Source organism: Maribacter sp. (genome assembly GCF_049667165.1).
In the GTDB taxonomy this organism is placed as follows: domain Bacteria; phylum Bacteroidota; class Bacteroidia; order Flavobacteriales; family Flavobacteriaceae; genus Maribacter_A.
In genome coordinates this window covers 1-1,549 of the sequence record NZ_JBATHS010000370.1, presented here as the reverse complement: position 1 = coordinate 1,549, position 1,549 = coordinate 1, and the positions used below count along the sequence as shown (strand labels likewise).

At 54.4% G+C, this 1,549-nt stretch carries 1 protein-coding gene; it reads left to right on the top strand.

All coding sequences use genetic code 11. The features are described 5' to 3' along the window. On the top strand, nt 1-1,414 hold a 1,414-nt coding region (locus WBM98_RS16735; RefSeq protein WP_424367161.1), incomplete at its 5' end, for a ribonuclease H family protein. Between the last annotated feature and the right edge of the window lie 135 nt (nt 1,415-1,549).

Below are 1,549 nucleotides of genomic sequence, written 5' to 3'. Positions count from 1 at the left end.
AAAAGTTGGTGCTAAATGCAATTTATTGGCAATGGTCGCGTCAAGGGAGTGGGGGTGGAGTGCGGAGAGTCTGAAGACCGTCTTTCAGGCGACCGTATGCAGCGTGCTTAACTATTGCGGCGCCGCTTGGCAGCCATGGCTGTCGGAGACCAATGTGAAATCACTGGACGCATGCCAGAACAGAGCGTTGCCAATGGTTACCCGTCAGCTACAGTCGACTCCCATTGAAGCACTTCGGCTGGAGGCAGAAGTACCCTCCATGCAAACAATGATCCACAGAAATTGCGTAAGTGCATGGGAGAAGACCCTGCGTCTCCCGCTCACCAATCCGCGCACCAAGCTGATAGAAGGTCCACAGCATAGACTCAAGAGCAGAGGTAGTTGGAGGGAGCTAGCAAGAAAAGAGGAGGAAAGCCTGGGACTAAATGAACTCCATCGAGCCCCGTTCCCAGTCCCCAAGCCACCCTGGGAGGCCCCTAAGGTAGGAACGTGGGAGGTGTACCCGGATCTCAACCCATCGTTTCGGCTATGCTCCACACCCGAAGAGAAGCTGGAAACGACAGTTGCACACCTGAAGGATATAGGTCCGTTCATCACATCGATTTACACGGATGGATCTCCGGGAGAAAATGGGAAGGATGGTGGAGCAGCAGCGGTGATTTGCAGTGGTCATCCGGACAACCTAAGAATAGTACAGGTCTTGACGTGGCGGGGTGGTGGGGTGGTTTCGGCGCTCGAGGCGGAGAGGGAGGGGATGAGGTTGGCATTGGAATGGGTGGACCAATTAACAGTCACATCGGGCCCGGTGTTGATCGCTTCCGACAGTCGCTCACTACTCGCAGAAATTTGCACTCCATCTGCCGCCGATGACTCTCAGCTAGTTGAATTGCGAAGACAGCTTGAGGGAAGTAAACAACACATCGTCATACAATGGGTACCGGGTCACTGTGGATTGATTGGGAATGAGAGGGCGGATATGGAGGCGAGGACGGCTTCGACGGGAAGAAGGAAAGCTAAGGAAGAGGGAAGGAGTGTGCCGTTGTGCACTGCAAAGGCACGTATCCGCCGTCTGATAGTTGACCCGCCAGTGTCACATGTCCGGACAAAATTGGTCTATCAGGGCATCAAGGGCAAGGCGGTCCTCAGCAGGAAGGAGGCGGTGCTGCTCGCACAGTTGCGCAGTGGTCACTGTAGGCGGTTGGCAGCTTATCGGCACGTGGTGGAGGAGGGGGTTTCCCCTACATGCCCCAACTGCAAAAAAGAGCCAGAGGACATGGTACATTGGCTACAAAAGTGTCCAGCAACCGCCGAGAAAAGAAGAAAGGCATTCGGGGGGACGTCGCCTCCTTTGTCGGTTCTTTACCAGGAACCGGTGGCGGCGCTGGCGTATGCCTGCGACTCTTGGGTCGTATGAGCGCCAAGTGCCGCACAACAACAACAACAACAGCAGCAGCAGCGCGGGTATTTTTGTAGGGCTGACATATAAAGGCTACATTTAAGAGCACCCCAGATTTCAGAGTGATGTTATGATTTTTAATGTAGCCTACAG